Below are 20,930 nucleotides of genomic sequence, written 5' to 3' on the forward strand. Positions count from 1 at the left end.
TTCTTTAGTTGATTTTTAATTAAACAATTGCTAATATGTCACTCTCACGCATCATCAAGTAATCGGAACCATCCAATTTTAGCTCAGTACCCGCGTATTTGCCATAAAGAACCGTATCACCAACTTTTACGGTGATTTTTTCGTCTTTGGTTCCAGGGCCAACAGCTACTACTTTTCCTTTTTGTGGTTTCTCTTTTGCGGTATCGGGAATAATGATACCAGAAGCTGTTTTTGTTTCAGCTTCAACAGGCTCAATAAGAACTCTGTCCGCTAATGGTTTGATGTTAACTTTAGCCATATTATTTATTTTTTAAGTATTTGTTTTAAAAATTCCCCAAACATTGGGCAGAAATTATGCCATTACCTAAAAACTGACATTCTGATAAAACAAAAATGCCAGCTTGTCATTTCAAGCTGGCATTTTGTATTTTTCTGTCATTAATTATTAATTAATGGTATCTGCTGGATTTGTATTGTTGGCAGCTGGAACTTGCTCAGGAACTTCTTCTGGAACAGTTTCAGGTACCGTGGTCTCAATATCATCTCCTTGCAATAATTTGGAATCTGCTTGGCTATAGCTTCCCTTAAGGGAAACATTGGAAAGTAGGATCAACACGATCAATAAAGTGGCCAAAGTCCAAGTACTTTTGTCTAAAAAGTCCCCTGTTTTCTTTACACCGCCCACTACTTGGTTTCCACTTCCGCCAAATGAGGAAGATAATCCGCCTCCTTTTGGGTTTTGTACCATAATGACCAAAACCAACAAAAGGCATACTACAATTATTAATATTAAAAAGATGGTAAACGTACTCATTGTCTTTGTCTTATTCGTTTTCTTTCTGCAGCTTCTTCACCGCCCGAATTTGGTCTGCAAAGAAACCATTTTTTTCTGGATATTTCAAACTCAATATTTTAAAGGCTTGAATGGCTTTTTTGTACTTTTTTTGTTCCAAATATACTTTGGCCAAAGTCTCGGTCATTAATTCAGTTTTGTCCATTTTCACGGACTCTTTTATATTGACCTTTGCCTTTAAATCTTTGTTGGGAATTATTTTGGGTTTGCTCTCAATAAACTTATCGAGTAGATCAAATTTTTTCTTTTTCTCTTGCTCCTCGGTTATAGGGTTGGAAGTTTCTTCACTTGTATTTTGAGAGGCCAATTGTAACCATTCTGTAAAGGAGTGCTTTTCCTTTTTTGTGAATGGAATGGGTTTGCCCAAATTAAGGTCTGTTGATGGCTCTGGTTCTTCCTTTTCAGTCTTTTCAGATGAGGTTTCTACTTCTGCTTTTTTTGACTTGAAGAGTGCAGGATTCAATATTTGTTCTGCATCCTGAATATTTTGGGGCAAAGCACTTTCTTCTGATTCACCTAAAATAGTTGCTGCATCCGGATTGGGTTCTATTTCTTCGGAAACTGTCTTTTTGTCCTCCAGTTTTGGAGCTCTCCCGGCAATGGCATCGGCAATGTTGTTTTGGACAAACTCCTGGGAAGTGATAAAATCAAAAAGAACATCTCTGTCAGTGGTATGTGCAGCCGTGACTTTAAGGGCGTTGTTGTACTTGTAGCTATCCAGGTTTTTCAGTCCTTTTAAGTGCAATGCCCGCGCGGCTTGAAAATACGGATATTCTTCAATAATATCTTCCAGTTCCCTTGTTTGCTTGGGAGACAGGATGGTATTTGATTTCTGAAGAATCTGTATAAAGTCCGATACGTTCATAAACTACCAATTCCCTAATGAGGCATTAAAAATATCCTGTGTCAATCGTTCAAAAATTTCTTCATGAGCCTGAGCTTGAACCGAGGTTAGTGCGGCAGCGGCATCAAAATCAAAAAAGAAGGAAAAACGACGTTCAAAGTCGGCATCTTCTTTGGTTTTATTGAAAAACCTGACATTTACGCTCATGGTAAGCCGGTTTTGCGCTGTAAGCTGGTCTGCAGTAGCGGTCATGGGTGTGACCCTGTATTCCACAATCTCACCTTCATATATTAATTCACCTCCGTTATTAGTTAATGTCAATTTTGTGGAGTGGCCGATAGAGTTTTGAAGAGCTTGGGTAAAATCTCGATCCAAACCAGGGTGAATTATAGATCCTGCATTTTGATCAGCATGATTTTTAAAAAAATTAACTTCAAAGCTCTCCGCACTGGTATTAATTCCTCGAAAATCATAATTGAGTTTTGGACCACATCCAAAATTTATCAATAAAATGAAAATCAAAGTGATGGACAATATATACTTTTTTAAAAATATCATTTACCAATTCCCTAATGAGGCATTAAAAATATCCTGCGTCAATCGTTCAAAAATTTCCTCATGTGCCTGTGCCTGAACTGAGGTTAGTGCGGCAGCGGCATCAAAATCAAAGAAGAAGGAAAAACGACGTTCAAAGTCGGCATCTTCTTTGGTTTTATTGAAAAACCTGACATTTACGCTCATGGTAAGTCGGTTTTGAGCTGTAAGTTGGTCCGCAGTGGCGGTCATGGGGGTGACCCGGTACTCCACAATCTCACCTTCATACAACAAATCTCCGTTACTTCCGGTAAGCGATAGACTGGTCAGGTTGTTGATCATTTCCTGAAGGGCATTGGTAAAGGATCTATCCAATCCCGGCTGAATGGTTGATCCGGGGTTTTGATCTGCGTAATTCTGAAAGAAGTTCACTTGAAAACTCTCGGCAGTACCAATATCTGCTCCTGAAAAATTATAGGCTCCACAACTATAGAGACTCAACAATAAACCAAGGATTCCAATTTTAATGCTGTTAATTTTCATTGATTTGTATTCAAATATGTAGTGCTCAATTTATAAATCGTATTGTTTGATTTTTCGGTACAATGTACGTTCAGAAATCCCAAGCTCCGTCGCAGCCGCTTTTCGCTTTCCTCGGTTGCGTTCCAACGATTTTTTGATGAGTTCAATCTCCTTTTCCTGTAAAGATAGTGTTTCTTCTTCTTCAATTTCTTCCGCAAAATGGTAACGATCTTCTTGCACGGGTTGCACAACGGTTGTCGTTGTTTCTGTCACAGGTTCCGGTAAGTGTAGCACCTCTGTAGTCGAGCTTTCCTGTTGTGGAATTTCCTCTTCCTTGCCTCCGTAAATTTTACGGATCAACGTCTCATTTTCTTCCTGAACTTTTTCAGAATCGTTGTTCTTTAGCAATTCCAAGGTCAATTTTTTAAGATCATTTAGATCACCTTTCATATCGAACAGAACCTTATAAAGGATTTCCCTTTCGTTGCTGAAATCACTTTCCTTTTTGGAGGAACCAATTACAGCAGGTAAATTGGTGTTGCTCGCGTTGGGGAGGTAACTATTCAATGTTGCCGCTGAAATCATTCTTTTTTCTTCCAAAACCGAGATTTGCTCGGCGATGTTCCGAAGCTGTCTAATATTTCCCGGCCATCGGTACTTTAAAAGTAATTGAATGGCCTGCTCTTCCAAACGGATGGTTGGCATCTTGTATTTCTGACCAAAATCCGATGCGAATTTGCGGAACAACAAATGGATGTCTTCCTGTCGTTCGCGCAACGGGGGAATATTGATTTCCACAGTGCTCAATCGGTAATAAAGATCTTCCCTGAACTTTTCTTTTTTTATGGCTTCAAACATATTGATGTTTGTTGCAGCTACAATCCGCACATCGGTTTTTTGAACCTGGGAAGACCCCACTTTTAGGAATTCCCCATTTTCCAAAACCCGGAGCAGTCGCACTTGCGTGGTCAAGGGCAGTTCCCCAACTTCATCTAAAAAAATGGTTCCTCCATCGGCCACTTCGAAATACCCACTTCGGGTTTGGGTAGCTCCTGTAAAAGCTCCCTTTTCGTGACCAAAGAGCTCACTGTCAATGGTCCCTTCGGGAATGGCTCCGCAGTTTACGGCAATATATTTGGCATGTTTGCGGTGCGAAAGGGAATGTATGATTTTTGGAATGGCTTCCTTTCCCACACCACTTTCCCCGGTCACCAAAACCGAAATATCCGTTGGGGCAACCTGAATGGCTTTTTCCAAAGCACGATTCAGTTTTACATCGTTGCCAATGAGTTCAAAGCGTTGTTTTATGGATTGTATTGATTCCATTTGTCTTTTTTGTCAGTCTGAGCTTGTCGAAGACTGGATATTTTGATTCATACTTCGACGGGCTCAGTATGACATTGATTTAATTATTTTCACTGAGTCCTACCGCTTCCCCAATAAGGGTAGCAGAGGTGCATTCGTTGATTTTTACATTTACAAAATCACCTATCGTATAAGTTTCCTTTGGAAAAACTACCACGGTGTTTTGCGAGTTGCGACCCATCCAATGCGCATCGGATTTTTTGGAAGGCCCTTCAATTAGTACTTCCTCAATTTTCCCCAAATGTTGTTGGGTTCTGTATAATCCATGTTTTTGTTGCAGTTCAATGACTTCCCTAAGTCTTCTCTTTTTGGTTTCTTCGGGAATGTCGTCGTCCATTTTTCGTTCGGCCAAAGTTCCAGGTCTTTCAGAATAGGCGAACATAAAACCAAAGTCATACTTGACATATTCCATTAGACTCAAGGTATCTTGGTGATCTTCTTCGGTCTCGGTTGGGAATCCGGTTATCATATCTTGGCTAATGGCACAATCTGGGATTATCCTACGGATGTTGTCAATCAACTCAAAATACTCCTCCCTCGTATGCAGACGGTTCATGGCTTTTAAAATGCGATTGCTTCCACTTTGTACGGGCAAGTGTATGTATTTGCAAATGTTATCATATTTGGCCATGGATTCAATCACATCCAAGGTCATATCCTGGGGATTGGATGTTGAGAAACGAATCCGCATTTTAGGTTGTGCCTGTGCCACAAGTTCCAACAACTTTGCAAAATTCACCGAAGTGGCTTTTTGCATATCAGTGGCCTTCTCAAAATCTTTTTTCAGCCCACCACCATACCAGAGGTAACTATCCACATTTTGCCCTAGTAGCGTAACTTCTTTAAAACCTTTTTTCCAAAGATCATTTACCTCTTCCAAAATGGATTGTGGATCACGACTACGCTCACGTCCACGGGTAAAGGGGACTACGCAGAAGGTGCACATATTATCGCAACCGCGGGTAATGGATACGAAAGCTGATACTCCATTGGAATTTAAACGGACCGGTGCAACATCACCATAGGTTTCATCTTTGGAAAGGATTACGTTAACAGCATTTCTGCCTTCGTCTATTTCCTGAATGAGATTGGGAAGGTCTTTGTAGGCATCAGGACCAACCACCATATCCACAATCTTCTCTTCTTCTAGAAATTTGCTTTTTAGGCGCTCCGCCATACAACCCAAAACACCGACCTTCATTCCAGGATTGGTCTTTTTTACGGCATTGAATTTTTCCAATCGTTTACGGACTGTTACTTCCGCTTTTTCACGGATAGAGCAGGTGTTTACCAATACCAAATCGGCTTCTTGCAGTTCTTGGGTAGTGTTGAAACCCTCTTTGGCTAGGATAGAGGCTACAATTTCGCTATCGGAGAAATTCATCTGACAGCCATAGCTTTCTATATAGAGCTTTCTGCCATTTTTCTCATCTTTTTCCAATGCCAACGTGCTGCCTTGTTGACTTTCATCTATGATCTTCTCTATGCCTTCGTTCTTTATCATTGTGCTAAAATGGTCTGCAAAGATAGTGCATATTCCATTTTAGTGACAATTTGGCAGGCAAATATTATGCTTTATTTAAGTTGTTTATAGAAATGAATCCGAAGCTTTATAGGCATCTATTACCGCTTGTTCCCCTTTAGCTCCCTTAATGGAATTGCCATGTTCCATGCCAAGAATCCCCTTGAATCCTTTTTCATGAATGAATTTAAAGACATTTTTATAGTTGATTTCGCCGGTTGTAGGTTCATTTCTTCCAGGGTTGTCGCCTATTTGGAAATATGCAATTTCATCCCAGCTAGCATCAATATTTGGAATCAGGTTTCCCTCTTGGATTTGTTGGTGATAAATGTCGAAAAGGATCTTGCAAGATGGGGAATCCACAGCCTTACATATTTCAAAAGCTTGAGGGCTTTCTGACAGGAAAAGACCCGGATGGTTTCTGAAATTTAAGGGCTCCAGCACCATAACCAAACCATGTGGTTCCAGAATGTTAGAGGCTCTTTTAAGGGACTCTATCACATGGGCAGTTTGATAGCCCATATTTTGCCTTAGATCAACATGCCCTGGGACAACTGTCATCCATTTGGCATTTACTCTTTTTGCCACTTCAACAGATTCTTTTATTTGGGAAAGAAACTCCTCCCTCAGGTTTTCATCCCCACTGGCCAGATTAGGTTCTTTCCAGTAGATTTTGTGAGCTACAAAAACCCCCATGGAAATCCCTCTCTTTTCCATAGTGCTGGCCATTTGTTTTTGTAGGTCAATGGTTCTTCCTTTCATGCCATTGTCCTCAAAAGCGGTGAACCCCTGATCGGCCATAAAGTTTAATTGATCAATGGGATTTTCACCAGCCGATGCTTTAAACATGCCAAGGTGGGGAGCATACTTCAGATTGAATTTATGTTCCATCGGTTTGGTTTCTGCACCAAACAAGGTTGGTGAAACGCCAAGGGCCGCTCCGGCCATGGTTGCGCTGTTTATAAAGGTTCTTCTTTTCATTTTTTTAGCTGATATGGGGGTTTAACTGAACTTGGTTTTTCCTGGAATTGGAATTTGGTATTTTCCATCGGCATCTGGCAAGGTGGGAGCTTCTGAGTTCCAATTTAAATTATCGGGCACCAATTGCAAATTTGAATTCAGGGCTTGATCCCAAGTAATGATATCCCCAGAATACGTTGCCATTCTACCCATAATGGCGGCTAGTGTGGATTTAGCACCGTTCTCCGCATCCGCAAGAAGCTCCGATTTACTTCGGATGGCAGCAAAAAGCCTATCATGTTCCACTTGATACGGATTAGGGTCGTGTTGTCCTTCATTCAATTTTGAATAATTGAATTTTTCGGCTCCGCTCAAATCAGTGATAATGCCTTTGCTGATGACCACGCCTCCCTTGCTACCTTGGAATGCTTCGTCAACGCGGTTATGACATCCTTTTTGGTGTCTGCACTGACTAGAAATTACAGCTCCAGATGGGTATGTGAACTCCACAAAGTGATGATCAAAAATCTCACCGTGGTCTTTTCCTGTGCGGACCTCTCTTCCACCCATACCCTGGGCCATTGTAGGATACTCGCCAATAAACCAGTTAGCTACATCAATATTGTGGATATGTTGCTCTAAAATATGGTCGCCGCAAAGCCAATTGAAGTAATACCAATTGCGCATTTGGTATTCCAGTTCGCTCTGGCCTTCCTGCCGTGGTCTAACCCAAACTCCTCCGCCGTTCCAGTACACTTGCCCAGAGACAATTTTACCCATGGCTCCTTGTTGGATTTGATCATATATGGTGGTGTATTTTTTTTGGTAGTGCCTTTGAAGTCCCACAACAACATTCAATTGTTTTTCCTTGGCCAATTTGGCTGCTTTGAGTACCCTTCTGACACCCGCTGGATCCGTGGCCACCGGTTTTTCCATGAACACATGTTTATCTTGTGAAATGGCATATTCAAAATGCAACGGGCGGAAACCTGGAGGGGTGGCAAGTACCACCACATCTGCCAAGTCCACGGCATTTTTATAGGCGTCGAACCCAACGAATCTGTTTTTCTCCTTGACATTTATTTTCCGTTCCCCATCAAAATGTTCTTGAATGGCATTGAGACTCCCTTCCAGACGATCTTTGAAGGCATCTGCCATAGCAACCAATTCCACATCAGGATCGGCGGTAAGGGCTTGTACGGCTGCACCGGTACCACGGCCACCACAACCGATAACCGCAAGCTTTAATTTTTGAACCTTTCCAGTTTGCGCCATTGCCTCGAACGGAATACTGCTTGCCAATAATCCTCCTGTTACCAGTCCGGTAGTCTTTACGAACGATCTTCTGCTTACTGAATCGTTCTTCTTGTTTGTTCCTTGATCGTCCATGATATTTAATTTGTGTGTTTTTCTTTCCAATATATCTTTTGCTCCTTTTGGCTTGGCGTATGGTAAGGTCTTACCACCCTAAAACCAACAAATGTAGCATCGGTATGCCACCACTTGCTCTTGGGAATCTGTGGGTCACGCATTTTCCATCGCTTTTCCGAGTATACTCTTGAAGCACTTCTTAACTTGTCCGAACTATCTTTCCAAGAACCTCCACGTACCACTCTTGGATAAGTTTTTGTGGGTTTCTTGAATGGGTTTGCCGTTGTTTTTCCTTTACGTTTGCCATAAGCATCCTCACTATATGCGTCTAAGGTCCATTCAGCAACGTTTCCGTGCATATCATGCAATCCCCACTGGTTGGGTTTCTTTTGTCCAACCTTTTGATATTTGTTTCCACTATTATTGGAATACCACGCATAATCATTGATATGATACGCACTTTGGCCAAAGGAATATGGAGTTTGGGTGCCAGCTCTGCAGGCATACTCCCATTCGGCCTCAGTTGGTAACCTATAGAAATTTCCGGTCATGGCGGAAAGCCACTCACAGAATTTGGATGCCGCATATTGTGTCATACATATGGCCGGATAACCTTCCGTTCCCATGCCAAAGCTCATTTCCACATAAGGTGTGGTAGCTCCCGAAACAGCATCAACATCCAACGAAACTTCATTTCCTTTTGAACCAGTTCCTTTTAGATTGTCTATTTCCCTCGACATAAACAATTGGTACAAGTCCCATGTCACTTCAAGCTCGGCCATCCAGAAGGGAGCAATTTCAACGCTATGTACTGGTCCTTCATCTCCTGATCTGCCTTTTTCAGAATTAGGGCTTCCCATGGAAAATTTTCCCTCCGGTATGGGCATCATTGATATGGTCAAATCTGTCCCTGGAATTTTTTGTTTATAAGTCTCAAATGTTTTTTGTGCAATGCCCGTAGCGCACACAAGTAAGATAAAAAAGGTAAAGGGTGCTTTCAATTTCTTTTTGGTTTGAGCTTAAAAGTATGACTTTATCATTAAAAATGTAAATTTTACGCTTTTGTTTTTGGGCTTAACCACGCAACTTTGTTTAAGACTTTCTATCTATTGGGTGTATTTTATCCAAAAAACTTAAACAATGAAAAAGAAAGTTCTATTAATTTCATCTCTGGTCACATTGGCATTTGTTTCCTGTGACACCAATGATGATAATGGTGATTATGCCGATTATTTGGTAGCAAGACCTTTGGTCATTAGTAAGGCAGAATTTGCCAGCAGTGTTGACATTATTCCTCCTAGACCCATCAATGAGTCAGGCAAGGTTTATACCTATAAGGATTACATCTTTGTCAATGACAAATATGAAGGCGTTCATGTAATTGATAACAGTAATCCGCAACAACCCGTTAAGATTTCATTTATCAAAATTCCTGGCAATGTGGATATTTCGGTGAAGGATGATTTTTTGTATGCTGATAGTTTGATGGATCTTATTGTGTTGGATATATCAAATATCAATGCGATAGAACAGACCAACAGACTGGAAAATGTGCTGTACAATAATATATTTTGGCCGTTTGAAGCCGACATTATTGAGAATGTTAACTTTGATTCTGAAACAGAAATTTTGGTTGGTTGGGATACTGCGACCGAGCGCAGATTGATTGAGGAGGTTGAGCAAAATAGGGGTAGAGACGTATTTTTTAACGACATTGCCTTAGCTGAAGTTGCTAATGATGGAGGAACTGGCGAAGGAGGTTCTTTGGCCAGGTTCAAAATTGTGGAGGATTATCTCTATGCAGTGGATAGCCACAACATAAACATATTCGATATATCAGATTTGGAAAATCCCCAGGATTTGGAGGATGTATATGCAGGTTTTGATATTGAGACCATATTCAACAGAGGCAACCACCTATTTTTGGGAAGTATGCGTGGCATGTATATTTATGACATTTCCTCTCCTGCCAAACCAACATTTGTTTCAGAGTTCCAACATGGCACTGCATGTGACCCCGTAGTTGTGGATGGGGATTATGCCTATGTGACCTTGCGTGGCGGTAACGGATGCGGCGCTTTGGAAAGCGGTCTTTTCATTGTGGATATTTCGGACATAGAAAACCCTGAGTTAAAAGTGGACTATCCTATGGATGAACCTTATGGTTTGGGTATTAAAGATGAAAAGTTATTTGTTTGTGATGGCAAATCGGGACTTAAGGTCTATGACAAGACGGATGTTGAGGACTTAAAATCTTTAAATCATTTTAAAGATATTGTTACGTTTGATGTTATTCCTTTGGAAACCCATTTGATCATGGTAGGGGATGGAGTCCTTTACCAATATGAATACACGGATGATAATATTAGGCTCATAAGTCAGATAGGACTTAATTAAAACACACAATAACTGTATTGAATATCCCGTTTTTAGCGGGATATTTTTTTGTTGTCAATTTTTCAAAAAATCCAAAATCGAAAAATTGATATACTTTTGTTACCTCAAAACCTAGTGCATGCCAAAGAATTTAGTTATTGTTGAGTCCCCAGCAAAAGCCAAGACCATTGAACGTTTTTTAGGGAAAGACTTCCAGGTTGAATCCAGTTTTGGACATATAGCAGATCTTCCTTCCAAAGAGCTTGGGGTAGATGTAGAGAATGATTTTAAACCAAAATATACGGTTGATAAAGAGAAGAAAGCCTTGGTCAAAAAACTAAAGGACTTGGCCAAAAAAGCAGAAACCATTTGGTTGGCCAGTGATGAAGACCGGGAGGGAGAAGCCATTTCATGGCATTTGGCTGAGGAGCTGAAATTGGACAAAAGCAAGACCAGACGTATTGTATTTAATTCCATTACCAAATCGGCAATTCAAAAGGCAATAGAGAATCCAAGGGAAATCAATTATGATTTGGTAAATGCCCAACAGGCAAGAAGGGTTTTGGATAGATTGGTGGGATATGAACTGTCCCCCGTGCTTTGGAAAAAAATAAAACCAGGACTTTCCGCAGGAAGGGTGCAATCCGTAGCCGTTAGGTTGATCGTTGAAAGAGAACGGGAAATTGAAGTTTTTAAACCAGAAGCTTCTTTTAGGATAAGAGCTGAATTCAAAACTGCCAATGGAAATGTTTTCTCAGCAAAGCTGAACAAGACTTTTGCCACCAAGGAGGCAGCGCAAACTTTTTTGAAACAAAATATTGGTGCTGATTTTTCTGTAGCTAATCTGGATAAGAAGCCGGCAAAAAAATCTCCAGCTCCGCCTTTTACAACATCAACATTACAACAGGAAGCTTCCCGTAAATTATACTTTTCTGTGAGTAGGACCATGCAGGTGGCCCAACGTTTGTACGAGGCCGGATTGATCACCTATATGAGAACGGACAGTGTGAATCTTTCCAACGAAGCATTGAATGCCGCCAAGGATGCCATTATTCAAAACTATGGAGAGTCCTATAGTAAGGTTAGAAATTATACGGGAAAATCCAAAGGCGCACAGGAAGCTCACGAAGCGGTTCGTCCAACGGACATGAAATTGCAGTCCCCTTCATTGGAACGTGACCAGGCTAAATTATATGAGCTGATTTGGAAACGTACTTTGGCCTCTCAAATGAGCGATGCGCAATTAGAGCGTACCAATGTGAAGATCAAGGCCAGCTCCCATAATGAGGAATTCTCTGCAAATGGAGAGGTGGTTAAATTTGACGGGTTCCTTAAAGTGTATTTGGAAGGAACAGATGAAGAAGATAGGGCAGAAGAGCAGGAAGGAATGCTTCCGGCCATGAATGTGGGCGATGCATTACAAAATAACTTCATTACTGCAACAGAACGTTTTTCAAGACCTCCATACCGTTACACCGAAGCTTCTTTGGTGAAAAAACTCGAAGAGTTGGGTATTGGAAGACCATCTACCTATGCTCCAACAATTTCTACTATTCAAAACAGGGGTTATGTGGAAAAAGGAACTGTGGAGGGTACAGAGCGCCATTATGCGCAATTGGTTTTGGAAGCAGGGGGGTTAGCCGAAAAGAAATTATCCGAAATGATAGGTTCCGATAAAGGAAAATTGGTGCCCACGGATATTGGGATGATCGTTAATGACTTCTTGGTGAGTCATTTTACAACAATATTGGATTACAACTTTACCGCCAAGGTTGAGGAGAATTTTGATGAAATAGCTGCTGGGGATGAAGATTGGCAAAAAATGATGAAGGAGTTCTACACGGACTTTCACCCTAAGGTGTTGGATGTGGAAGAGAATGCCGATCGAGCCAGTGGAGAACGTGTGTTGGGAACAGATCCAAAATCGGGGAGGCAGGTTGCTGCCAGATTGGGTCGTTTTGGGCCCATGGTACAGATCGGTACCGTTGATGAGGAAGAGAAACCATTATTTGCAAGCTTATTGCCAGAGCAATCCATAACTACTATAACCTTTGAAGAAGCCATGGAGCTTTTTGAGCTACCAAGAAAACTGGGAACTTATGAAGGTGAGGAGGTCGAGGCAAATGTTGGACGCTTTGGCCCTTATGTACGTTTTGGGAAGAAGTTTATTTCCCTGGCAAAAGGAGAAAGCGCATTTGATGTGGATATGGATCGTGCCATTGAATTGATAAAGGAAAAGCAAAAAGCCGATGCTCCCATTGCCCATTATGAGGATTTAGAGGTTACCAAGGGAGTAGGTAGGTTTGGACCATTTATCAAATGGAACGGTATGTTCATCAATGTGAACAAGAAATATGATTTTGACAATCTTTCCAAAACCGATATTGTCGAACTCATTGAGGCCAAAAAAATAAAAGAAGCAGAAAAACTGGTTCAAGAATGGCCAGCGGAGAAAATACGCATTGAAAAAGCAAGGTGGGGCAGGCATAACATTATAAAGGGAAGAATAAAAGTTGAGCTGTCCAAAGACGTGGATGCATCCAAAATCTCATTGGAAGAAGCTCAGGCCCTATTGGAAAAGAAAGCCCCAAAGAAAAAAACCAAAGCAAAAGCAAAGGCTAAGAAATAACAGATGGCGTTCGATTTTTTGGTTCCCATTAAAGATAAGGTTCTGGCATTTTCAGAATTGTTGCCACCCCAGGCATTGGGAAAAAACGTTTTCAAACATACCGAGAAAAAAGGATTGCCCGTTTTTGCAAATGCAACGGTTGCAATTTTTGGTGTGCAGGAATCCAGAAATGCATTTGAGAAAAAACCGGAAAGATTGGATTTGGATGAAATTCGAATTCAACTGTACCGCTTAATGATGGGCAATTGGAATTCCACAATCTTGGATATTGGAGATGTGGAGGAAGGGGATACCGTGGAGGACACCTATTTTGTGGTCAAGGAAATTATTGCTGGACTACTTGAGGAAAATATTATACCTATAATAATAGGAGCAACCCAGGACATTACTTTTCCAACATACAGGGCTTTTGATCAAATACGGGATATGATCAATTTGGTTTGCATAGACAGCCGTTTTGATTTTGGTGAAGATGATGAGTTGATTTCCTCGCACTCATATATGAGTAGGATTATAACCGACAAGCCCAACAACCTTTTTAATTTCTCCAATATAGGATATCAAAGTTATTTTAATGCCCAAGAAGAGATTGATCTTATGGAGCGTCTTTTTTTTGATGCCTATAGACTTGGTGAAATAGCGGCCAATATAGAATTGGCAGAACCGGTATTGAGGAGTTCCCATATGGTAAGCTTGGATTTACGATCCATACGTGCCAGCGAAATGGGATTATTGAACAATAACTTTTCCCCCAACGGATTTACCGGAAGGGAAATCTGCGCCATTGCAAGATACGCTGGTATAAGTGATAAAGTTTCGTTGTTTGGAATATATGAAGGGGAGAACTCTCCCCAGGCCTTTCAGATGATTGCCCAGATCATATGGTATTTTATTGAAGGCATCAGTTTTAGGATAAAGGAATTCCCAAGTTCCAAAAGTGAGGACTTTACCAAGTTCACGGTTCCTACGGATACGGAAGAATTGGTGTTCTACAAGAGCCATGTTACTGAGCGTTGGTGGGTAGAAGTTCCATCAATTCTACCGGAACATACTAAAACAAATTCCCCGGCGTTATTACCTTGCACTGAGGAAGACTATCTGGATGCTTGCAACCAGAAGATTCCCGAAAGGTGGTTCAAGGCCTACAGAAAGGGTCTTAACTAAACAAATTAAATTTTAAGCATTAATAGTTTTTACACAATAATTTATTCAAAAAACAGTTTTGAGAATAGTGAATTTGTGTTGTACAACTTATAATCTTAAATCGAAAATTTAACCTAAAGTATGAGAAAGCTATTCTTTTCATCTATAGCATTTGTTTTTTTACTCGCCAGTTGCGGTTCAAATTCAAAGTCAAAAGGTGAACTAGTTGGAGCCAAAGGAAAAAAATGGTATCCAGAGAAACCCTACGGAATGGAACTGATTCCCCGCGGCTCCTATGTAATGGGTAAGGCTGAAGAGGATCAGGCGAAAGTATTGAACGCTCCCACAAGAACAGTTACCGTACGTTCCTTTTATATGGATGATACGGAAATCACTAATAGTGAGTACCGACAGTTTGTGGAGTGGGTAAAAGATTCCATTACCAGAACAAAATTGGCCATCCTTGCCGATGAATTGGGTCTTGGGCCTGAAGATGAGGGTATAGGAGAGTATGCCTTTAAGGATACGGATACCACCAAAATTACAGTATACGAAAAGTATATGCTCGATAATTATGCCGGTTTGGGAGAAACAGGCTATGAAGGTAGGGCACTGAATACGGATATGGATTTGGTTTGGGATACATCAGAATACCCAGATGAATACTACGCTGAGGTAATGGATTCATTATATATTCCTGAAGAGGAAAGTTATAATGGGTTAAGAACCATTGATGTTACCCAATTAAAATATAAGTACAATTGGATGGATATTGAAGCTGCCGCCAGAGCAAAACAAGGCAGGAGAAAAGACTTCATCAAGCAAGAAGAATTGGAGATTTACCCAGATACCACGGTATGGATCAGGGATTTTGAATACTCCTATAATGAGCCTATGCACAACGATTATTTTTGGCATGACGCTTATAGTGATTATCCGGTTGTTGGTGTAAACTGGCAACAGGCAAAGGCATTTTGTTCTTGGAGAACAAAATTTAAGAACGATGATCAAAAAAGTCGCGGAAAACAATTTGTGAACCAGTTTAGATTACCTACCGAGGCCGAATGGGAATATGCCGCTAGAGGTGGTATTGAAGGAGGTACTTATCCTTGGGGTGGACCTTATGTAATTAGTGATACGGGTTGTTTTATGGCCAACTTTAAGCCACAGCGTGGAGATTATGCCGCAGATGCCGCATTGTACACGGTAGAGGCAAAATCTTATGAGCCAAACGACTATAACCTTTACAATATGGCCGGTAATGTGGCGGAATGGACAAGTTCCAGCTTTGATCAGGGAGCTTATGAATATCTGTCCACCATGAACCCAAATATTGGTTCAGGTCAGAACAAAAGAAAAGTGATTCGTGGAGGATCTTGGAAAGATGTTGCATACTTCTTACAAGTAAGTACCAGGGATTATGAATACCAAGATTCCGCAAGAAGTTACATAGGTTTCAGAACCGTTCAGGATTATATGGGCGAGGAAGATTCCACAAGTGGAAGAAACGGGTTACCTTCGGGAAGATAAATTAAAACGAGAGAGGACATTATATAAACCAGTAACCAAATACTTATTTATATAACTTAATTAAAACTAGAATTATGGCACAGTCAAAATCAACAAAAAAGCTGTTTAACATGGCCTACGGGCTTGGAGCATCGGTAGTAATTATTGGTGCACTATTTAAAATCCTTCACTGGGAATTTGGACCACTGACCGGTGGATTACTCCTTGCAGTTGGACTTATTACTGAAGCATTGATCTTTGCTATCTCTGCATTTGAACCAGTAGATGATGAGTACGATTGGTCTTTGGTTTATCCAGAATTGGCCAACGGTCAATCTAAAGGAAACAAGAATGACGCTAAGCAAGCTCAAGAAGCTGAAGGTCTTCTTTCCAGAAAATTGGATGATCTTTTAAAAGAAGCCAATATTGATTCTGAGCTTTTCACAAGCTTGGGTGATAGTATCAAAAACTTTGAAGGTGCTGCCAAAGGTATTGCTCCTACTACAGATGCTATTCAGCATACTAAAAAGTACTCAGAGGAATTATCCCATGCAGCCGCTCAAATGGAATCTTTGAACAGCTTGTACAAAGTACAATTGGAAAGCGCTAGCCGTCAAGCTTCTATCAACGAGGAAGTAGTACAGAATGCAGGTGCTCTTAAAGATCAAATGGAATCTTTGGCAACCAACCTTTCTTCTTTGAATGGAGTATACGGAGGTATGTTGTCCGCTATGGCAAAAAACTAATTAGGGTTGTTGATTGACACCAAACCCAGATCAAATTAATTATTAATTCTAATTAGAGAAAAAACATGGCATCAGGAAAACAAACACCACGTCAGAAGATGATCAACCTTATGTACTTGATCTTCATCGCGATGTTGGCCCTAAATATGAGTAAGGAAGTCCTTGCCGCATTCGGTTTGATGAATGCAAAGCTGGAAACTTCCAACGAAAAAGCGGATGCAAACAACTTGGCCTATTTTGAAGGTTTGGAAACAAAAGCTTCAGAAGATGCAATAAAGTATGGTCCGTTATACGAAAAAGCCAAAACCGTGAAGCAACTTTCACAAGAGTACTATGAGTACTTGGAAGAGTTGAAAAAAGGAATGTTGGCCGATCAGGAAGATCCAAACAACTATGTTGTAATGGATAAATCCGATTACTTGGACAACCTATTCTTCAAAGGAGATAACTTAAAGCCGGAAGGACAAGAGTTTTTATCAAAATTGAATGATTATAGGGAGAAAATCTCAGCTGCCCTTCCAGAAAACATGGGAGAGATCAAAGGAGCTGTACAGACCCGATTTGAAACCGGAGACAAGGATGGTAAAGTAACCAGACTTAGAGATAAGGTAAAAGTTGATTGGATCAATTACCATTTTGAAGGATATCCTTTAGTGGCATCTTTGACCAAGGTAACGCAATTGCAAGCTGATATTAAAGCTACTGAGCAAGAGGTTCTTAAGGGACTTTTGGAAGGTAACTTGACAGAGGCTGTTTCATTGAAGAACTTTTCAACCCTATTGGAGCAAGAGAAATCTGTGTTCTATTCCGGTGAAAAATTCCAAGGTAGTATTGTTGTTGGTAAAACAGATAAGACTGCTAAGCCAGAAAAAGCAAACTTGACTTTGGATGGTAGAGAATTGAAAGAAGGTAGAGATTATGAGTTGGAAGCTGGTGGTGTAAAACTATTGATCAGTGCCGGTGCTGCAGGAGATCACGAACTTAAGGGTGAATTGATCTATATGCAGGATGGTAACGAAGTGCCAGTTGAAGTAAAGAATACCTTCTCTACAATCAACAAGCCTAACGCTGCCGTAATCGCTGCCGATAAAATGAACGTGGTTTACCGTGGGGTTTCCAACCCAATGACGATTTCCATTCCTGGAATTCCTGATAACAAAGTTACCGCTTCTGCTCCTGGTCTTACCAGAAGAGCTGGTAGCAAGTATGTTATGAACCCAGGTAAGGGAAGAGAAGTTACCATTAGTGCATCAGGTGTATTGCCAGATGGACAAAGAATCAGCACGCCTGCAACCTTCCGTATCAAGGATATTCCAAGACCTGGAGGTACTGTACGTGGTGAAGCTGGTAGCGTAAAAATGCCAAGAAGAAACCTTGAGATTTCTACCATTGGCGCTATGTTGGAAGACTTTGATTTTGATTTGAACCTTGCTGTTAGCGGATTCAAATTTAAAGTGCCGGGTCAGCCTACAATTACAGTAAACGGAAACAAATTGAATGGAAGAGCCAAATCTGCCCTTAAAAGAGCTAAGAGAGGTGAGGCGGTTCAGATATTCGATATCAAAGCTTTCATATCTAACAACAGGACATACAAGTTGAAAAAGGTTTCTCCGGTTGTTGTTGAGCTTACAAACTAAAAGTATATAGATAATCATGAATTGGAAAAATGCATTACTGATTGGAGCTTTAAGCTTAATGCCCATATCTATTATGGCACAGGCAAACATTTTAAATGCCAAGTTGCCAGAAGAGGTTGGGAAAAAGACGCAAGCCCAAATAGAACAGGACAATGACGCCCCGTTGGATTATGGATACATTGATGATAGGGATATCCTTTGGTCCAAGACTGTATGGGAAGTGATCGACCTGGATGAGCGTGTTAATTTTCCATTATACTACCCAACCGATACCATTGGTATTGGTGCGGACAGAAGGTCGCTATACCATGTTTTGATGAAGAACATTAAAAATGGAAATTTGACCGAGGTATATACGGACTCTTACTTTACTGAAAAGCGAAAGTTTGAGGATTTGACCGCTACATTGAGCAAAGTGGATACTACCGATCTTGGATACGAACAGATCAACGCCGGGGAGCAGATTTCTGCGGAATTTATAAACCAAAGAGATTTGAACGCTGCCGATGTTGAGGAGTATCGTATAAAAGGAATGTGGTATTTTGATAAGCGTCAAGGAGAGTTAAAGTATCGTTTGTTGGGGATTGCACCGGTTGCTCCGGATGTAAACTTCATTGACGATGAATCTGTAGACCCGGGCGAAAACAAAGTGGAACTGTTTTGGATCTGGTATCCAGCTGCAAGGCAGATTCTGCACGAAGCCAAGGTCTATAACCAACGTAACTCTGCACGTCCCATATCTTTTGATATGCTGTTGAACGCACGTCGTTTTAATGGTGTGATCTATAAAGAGGACAATGTCCATGGGGATCGTGAGATTGACGATTATATCTTTGACAATGCACTGTTCCAATTGTTGGAAGCCAAACGAATCAAGGAGGTTATCCGCGATAGGGAACAGGATATGTGGGCTTACTAGCCATAATTAAAATTTCCAATTCAATTCATATAAACGCCGCACTAAAGTGCGGCGTTTTTTTTGTTGCATACCGTAAATGTTCCTTCCCTTGTCATCCTGAGCGCAGTCGAAGGAAAGGGAAGGAGCGCATTGTTCTTGTTTACGTCCATGAACCATTTTTGTCATTCTGAATGAGCGTAGCGATTGAAGAATCCCACGTAACGGACAATTGTTTTGAGATGAGATGCTTCCCTTTTGTTAAGCTCAGGGTCAGCATGACAAAATTGATGGTTTGAGCCTGCCTTTTGTTGGTGAACAGGTGTTGTCGAGAAGTTTAACTCCTCCAAAGAAGCTATTTATAGCTCAAATAATATGTTATTATAGCTCAAAAACACATTGCAATTGAGCTAAAAAAAGTATTTTTATGAGCCAAAAACCTATGTATGATAAATGAAAGGGAGCAGAAAATTATAGATTTTGTTACAGATGCTGGGGAATGTTCCTCAAAACAGATTTTTGATGCGGTTGAACTGCCTATAAGTTATGCCACATTAAAAAGGATTTTAAGCGATTTAAAGTCCAAACATTATCTTGTATCCACAGGATTGGGAAAGGGTACAAAATACCAATTATCGCCCATATTTGAGTTGATTCAACCCATTGATATGGAATTGTATTATGAAAAAGAGGTGGATGAACGCCAGATCAAGGAACATTTCAATTTTGAGCTGATAAGGGAAACGTTGGTGGGACACAGTATTTTCACAACAAGCGAACTGAAAAAACTGGAAAGCTTGCAGCAAAAATATACCATGAATATTTCTGGGCTCTCTGAAAATGAATATGGAAAAGAACTGGAAAGACTTGCCATAGACCTAAGCTGGAAATCTTCCCAGATAGAAGGGAACACTTATTCCCTTTTAGAGACCGAACAATTGTTGAAAGAAAAGGAAACAGCTGCAGGAAAAACCAAGGAAGAAGCCATAATGTTGTTGAATCACAAAGATGCACTCGACTTTATTATTGAGAATAAGGGTTACCTGAACCAACTTACGGTTTCTAAAATTGAGGAGATACATAGTATGTTGACCAAAGAACTTGGTGTGGAACGGAACCTTAGAAAAAGGAGAGTTGGTATTTCTGGAACCAATTACAGACCATTGGACAATGAATTTCAAATACTGGAGGCATTGGAAGAGACCTGTAAGGTAGTCAATGGTAAAGAAAATGTATTTGAAAAAGCATTGTTGGCCTTGGTTTTGGTATCCTACATTCAACCATTTATGGATGGTAATAAACGAACTGCCCGTATTGTGGCCAATGCCATTTTAATGGAGTACGGTCATTGCCCGCAATCATTCAGGACAGTTGACTCCATACATTATAAAAAGGCCATGCTGTTGTTCTATGAACAAAATAATATTACCAGTTTTAAAGATATATTTATCGATCAGTTCCAATTTGCGGTCGAGACCTATTTTTAAGGGTTTTCCATAGACTTGCCTAGAGGTGATGTTAAGTTGTGGTTTTTATTTTTTTTTGGCGGACACGAATTGCATAGATTTCACAAACTTTGTTCTGGTTCTCGTCCTTCGACAGCACTTCGACAGGCTCAGTGTGACATTGCTCAGGATGACAGCTCGAACTGACGCCCAACAAGAACTATAAATGTTCCTTTCCCTTTGGAGGGAAAGGTGTCCCACAAGTGGGACGGAAAGGGTAGAACTGGGTTCTGGACATGGAACAATCCCTTCCGTCTTGATGCTTTGCATCAATCCACCTTCCCTTCGACAGGCTCAGGATGACAGGGGAAGGAGCTTTTTTATAGGTTCCTTTCCCGTGTAGCTTTGGCGGACACGAATTGCACAGATTTCACAAACTTTGCGCTGCTTCTTGTCGAAGGGCAGGCAAGAAGCTCATGAATATTTTATTGCAATTTTTGTCAATCCATATCTTATAACAATCGATTTACGCTCGACTTTTAAATCAAAATTCCCGAACTTCACTTATCGGTTGCTAAA

The 20,930-nt window shown here is 40.7% G+C and carries 18 protein-coding genes; 8 read left to right on the forward strand and 10 right to left on the reverse strand.

The window, feature by feature from the left end; all coding sequences use genetic code 11:
* Positions 1-19 precede the first annotated feature (19 nt).
* From ACOQO1_RS16765 to ACOQO1_RS16810, 10 genes are all read right to left on the reverse strand, one after another.
* Positions 20-298 carry a co-chaperone GroES gene (locus ACOQO1_RS16765; protein WP_097043799.1) on the reverse strand — a complete coding sequence of 93 codons (279 nt, stop codon included), beginning with the start codon at positions 296-298 and terminating at the stop codon, positions 20-22.
* 147 nt (positions 299-445) lie between these two features.
* A complete protein-coding gene (gene secG, locus ACOQO1_RS16770; protein WP_420604037.1) occupies positions 446-814 on the reverse strand; it encodes a preprotein translocase subunit SecG in 369 nt (122 codons plus the stop codon).
* 10 nt (positions 815-824) lie between these two features.
* The gene (locus ACOQO1_RS16775) at positions 825-1,718 is read right to left on the reverse strand and encodes a hypothetical protein (RefSeq protein ID WP_420604038.1); all 894 of its coding nucleotides are present in this window, start codon (positions 1,716-1,718) and stop codon (positions 825-827) included.
* A 3-nt stretch (positions 1,719-1,721) separates the two neighbouring features.
* Positions 1,722-2,255, reverse strand: coding sequence for an LptE family protein (locus ACOQO1_RS16780; RefSeq protein ID WP_420604039.1), 534 nt, complete (start codon positions 2,253-2,255; stop codon positions 1,722-1,724).
* Entirely contained in the window at positions 2,256-2,774 is a 519-nt protein-coding gene (locus ACOQO1_RS16785) for an LptE family protein (protein ID WP_420604040.1), read from the reverse strand.
* Between the two features lie 30 nt (positions 2,775-2,804).
* Positions 2,805-4,079: a sigma-54 interaction domain-containing protein gene (locus ACOQO1_RS16790; protein ID WP_420604041.1), complete on the reverse strand. Its 1,275-nt coding sequence runs from the start codon at positions 4,077-4,079 to the stop codon at positions 2,805-2,807.
* 79 nt (positions 4,080-4,158) lie between these two features.
* Positions 4,159-5,604 (reverse strand): tRNA (N6-isopentenyl adenosine(37)-C2)-methylthiotransferase MiaB, encoded by a 1,446-nt coding sequence (gene miaB / locus ACOQO1_RS16795; protein ID WP_420604343.1) that lies wholly within the window; start codon positions 5,602-5,604, stop codon positions 4,159-4,161.
* 102 nt (positions 5,605-5,706) lie between these two features.
* Positions 5,707-6,531 (reverse strand): hydroxypyruvate isomerase family protein, encoded by an 825-nt coding sequence (locus ACOQO1_RS16800; protein WP_420604344.1) that lies wholly within the window; start codon positions 6,529-6,531, stop codon positions 5,707-5,709.
* 111 nt (positions 6,532-6,642) lie between these two features.
* Complete coding sequence (locus ACOQO1_RS16805; protein WP_420604042.1) at positions 6,643-7,989, reverse strand: Gfo/Idh/MocA family protein; 1,347 nt, start codon at positions 7,987-7,989, stop codon at positions 6,643-6,645.
* Positions 7,990-7,994: 5 nt separating this feature from the next.
* Positions 7,995-8,972, reverse strand: a complete 978-nt coding sequence (locus tag ACOQO1_RS16810) for a formylglycine-generating enzyme family protein (RefSeq protein WP_420604043.1) — start codon at positions 8,970-8,972, stop codon at positions 7,995-7,997.
* A gap of 139 nt (positions 8,973-9,111) precedes the next feature.
* Here ACOQO1_RS16810 and ACOQO1_RS16815 point away from each other — a divergent pair, with 139 nt between their 5' ends.
* The 8 genes from ACOQO1_RS16815 (at position 9,112) to ACOQO1_RS16850 (ending at position 20,393) form a co-directional block, all read left to right on the forward strand.
* Positions 9,112-10,368, forward strand: coding sequence for an LVIVD repeat-containing protein (locus ACOQO1_RS16815; RefSeq protein ID WP_420604044.1), 1,257 nt, complete (start codon positions 9,112-9,114; stop codon positions 10,366-10,368).
* Between the two features lie 118 nt (positions 10,369-10,486).
* Positions 10,487-12,976 (forward strand): type I DNA topoisomerase, encoded by a 2,490-nt coding sequence (gene topA, locus ACOQO1_RS16820; protein WP_420604045.1) that lies wholly within the window; start codon positions 10,487-10,489, stop codon positions 12,974-12,976.
* A gap of 3 nt (positions 12,977-12,979) precedes the next feature.
* Complete coding sequence (locus ACOQO1_RS16825) at positions 12,980-14,140, forward strand: formimidoylglutamase (protein ID WP_420604046.1); 1,161 nt, start codon at positions 12,980-12,982, stop codon at positions 14,138-14,140.
* A gap of 120 nt (positions 14,141-14,260) precedes the next feature.
* Positions 14,261-15,649 (forward strand): gliding motility lipoprotein GldK, encoded by a 1,389-nt coding sequence (gene gldK / locus ACOQO1_RS16830; protein WP_420604047.1) that lies wholly within the window; start codon positions 14,261-14,263, stop codon positions 15,647-15,649.
* Between the two features lie 74 nt (positions 15,650-15,723).
* Positions 15,724-16,374, forward strand: a complete 651-nt coding sequence (gene gldL / locus ACOQO1_RS16835; RefSeq protein WP_420604048.1) for a gliding motility protein GldL — start codon at positions 15,724-15,726, stop codon at positions 16,372-16,374.
* Positions 16,375-16,439: 65 nt separating this feature from the next.
* Complete coding sequence (gene gldM, locus ACOQO1_RS16840) at positions 16,440-18,011, forward strand: gliding motility protein GldM (protein ID WP_420604049.1); 1,572 nt, start codon at positions 16,440-16,442, stop codon at positions 18,009-18,011.
* A gap of 16 nt (positions 18,012-18,027) precedes the next feature.
* The gene (gene gldN / locus ACOQO1_RS16845) at positions 18,028-18,930 is read left to right on the forward strand and encodes a gliding motility protein GldN (protein WP_420604050.1); all 903 of its coding nucleotides are present in this window, start codon (positions 18,028-18,030) and stop codon (positions 18,928-18,930) included.
* A gap of 422 nt (positions 18,931-19,352) precedes the next feature.
* Positions 19,353-20,393, forward strand: a complete 1,041-nt coding sequence (locus ACOQO1_RS16850; RefSeq protein ID WP_420604051.1) for a Fic family protein — start codon at positions 19,353-19,355, stop codon at positions 20,391-20,393.
* The last annotated feature ends 537 nt before the right edge of the window (positions 20,394-20,930 follow it).

It is taken from the genome of Flagellimonas sp., from assembly GCF_965222555.1.
In the GTDB taxonomy this organism is placed as follows: Bacteria; Bacteroidota; Bacteroidia; order Flavobacteriales; family Flavobacteriaceae; genus Flagellimonas.

Bases quoted from the DNA above. Each gene is read 5' to 3' on its own strand.
- gldK (WP_420604047.1), top strand. From the start codon at position 14,261: ATGAGAAAGCTATTCTTTTCATCTATAGCATTTGTTTTTTTACTCGCC.
- ACOQO1_RS16780 (WP_420604039.1), bottom strand. From the start codon at position 2,255: ATGATATTTTTAAAAAAGTATATATTGTCCATCACTTTGATTTTCATT.
- ACOQO1_RS16825 (WP_420604046.1), top strand. From the start codon at position 12,980: ATGGCGTTCGATTTTTTGGTTCCCATTAAAGATAAGGTTCTGGCATTT.
- gldN (WP_420604050.1), top strand. From the start codon at position 18,028: ATGAATTGGAAAAATGCATTACTGATTGGAGCTTTAAGCTTAATGCCC.
- topA (WP_420604045.1), top strand. From the start codon at position 10,487: ATGCCAAAGAATTTAGTTATTGTTGAGTCCCCAGCAAAAGCCAAGACC.
- secG (WP_420604037.1), bottom strand. From the start codon at position 814: ATGAGTACGTTTACCATCTTTTTAATATTAATAATTGTAGTATGCCTT.
- ACOQO1_RS16765 (WP_097043799.1), bottom strand. From the start codon at position 298: ATGGCTAAAGTTAACATCAAACCATTAGCGGACAGAGTTCTTATTGAG.
- ACOQO1_RS16800 (WP_420604344.1), bottom strand. From the start codon at position 6,531: ATGGAACATAAATTCAATCTGAAGTATGCTCCCCACCTTGGCATGTTT.
- ACOQO1_RS16790 (WP_420604041.1), bottom strand. From the start codon at position 4,079: ATGGAATCAATACAATCCATAAAACAACGCTTTGAACTCATTGGCAAC.
- ACOQO1_RS16815 (WP_420604044.1), top strand. From the start codon at position 9,112: ATGAAAAAGAAAGTTCTATTAATTTCATCTCTGGTCACATTGGCATTT.
- ACOQO1_RS16775 (WP_420604038.1), bottom strand. From the start codon at position 1,718: ATGAACGTATCGGACTTTATACAGATTCTTCAGAAATCAAATACCATC.
- ACOQO1_RS16785 (WP_420604040.1), bottom strand. From the start codon at position 2,774: ATGAAAATTAACAGCATTAAAATTGGAATCCTTGGTTTATTGTTGAGT.
- ACOQO1_RS16805 (WP_420604042.1), bottom strand. From the start codon at position 7,989: ATGGACGATCAAGGAACAAACAAGAAGAACGATTCAGTAAGCAGAAGA.
- gldL (WP_420604048.1), top strand. From the start codon at position 15,724: ATGGCACAGTCAAAATCAACAAAAAAGCTGTTTAACATGGCCTACGGG.
- gldM (WP_420604049.1), top strand. From the start codon at position 16,440: ATGGCATCAGGAAAACAAACACCACGTCAGAAGATGATCAACCTTATG.
- ACOQO1_RS16850 (WP_420604051.1), top strand. From the start codon at position 19,353: ATGATAAATGAAAGGGAGCAGAAAATTATAGATTTTGTTACAGATGCT.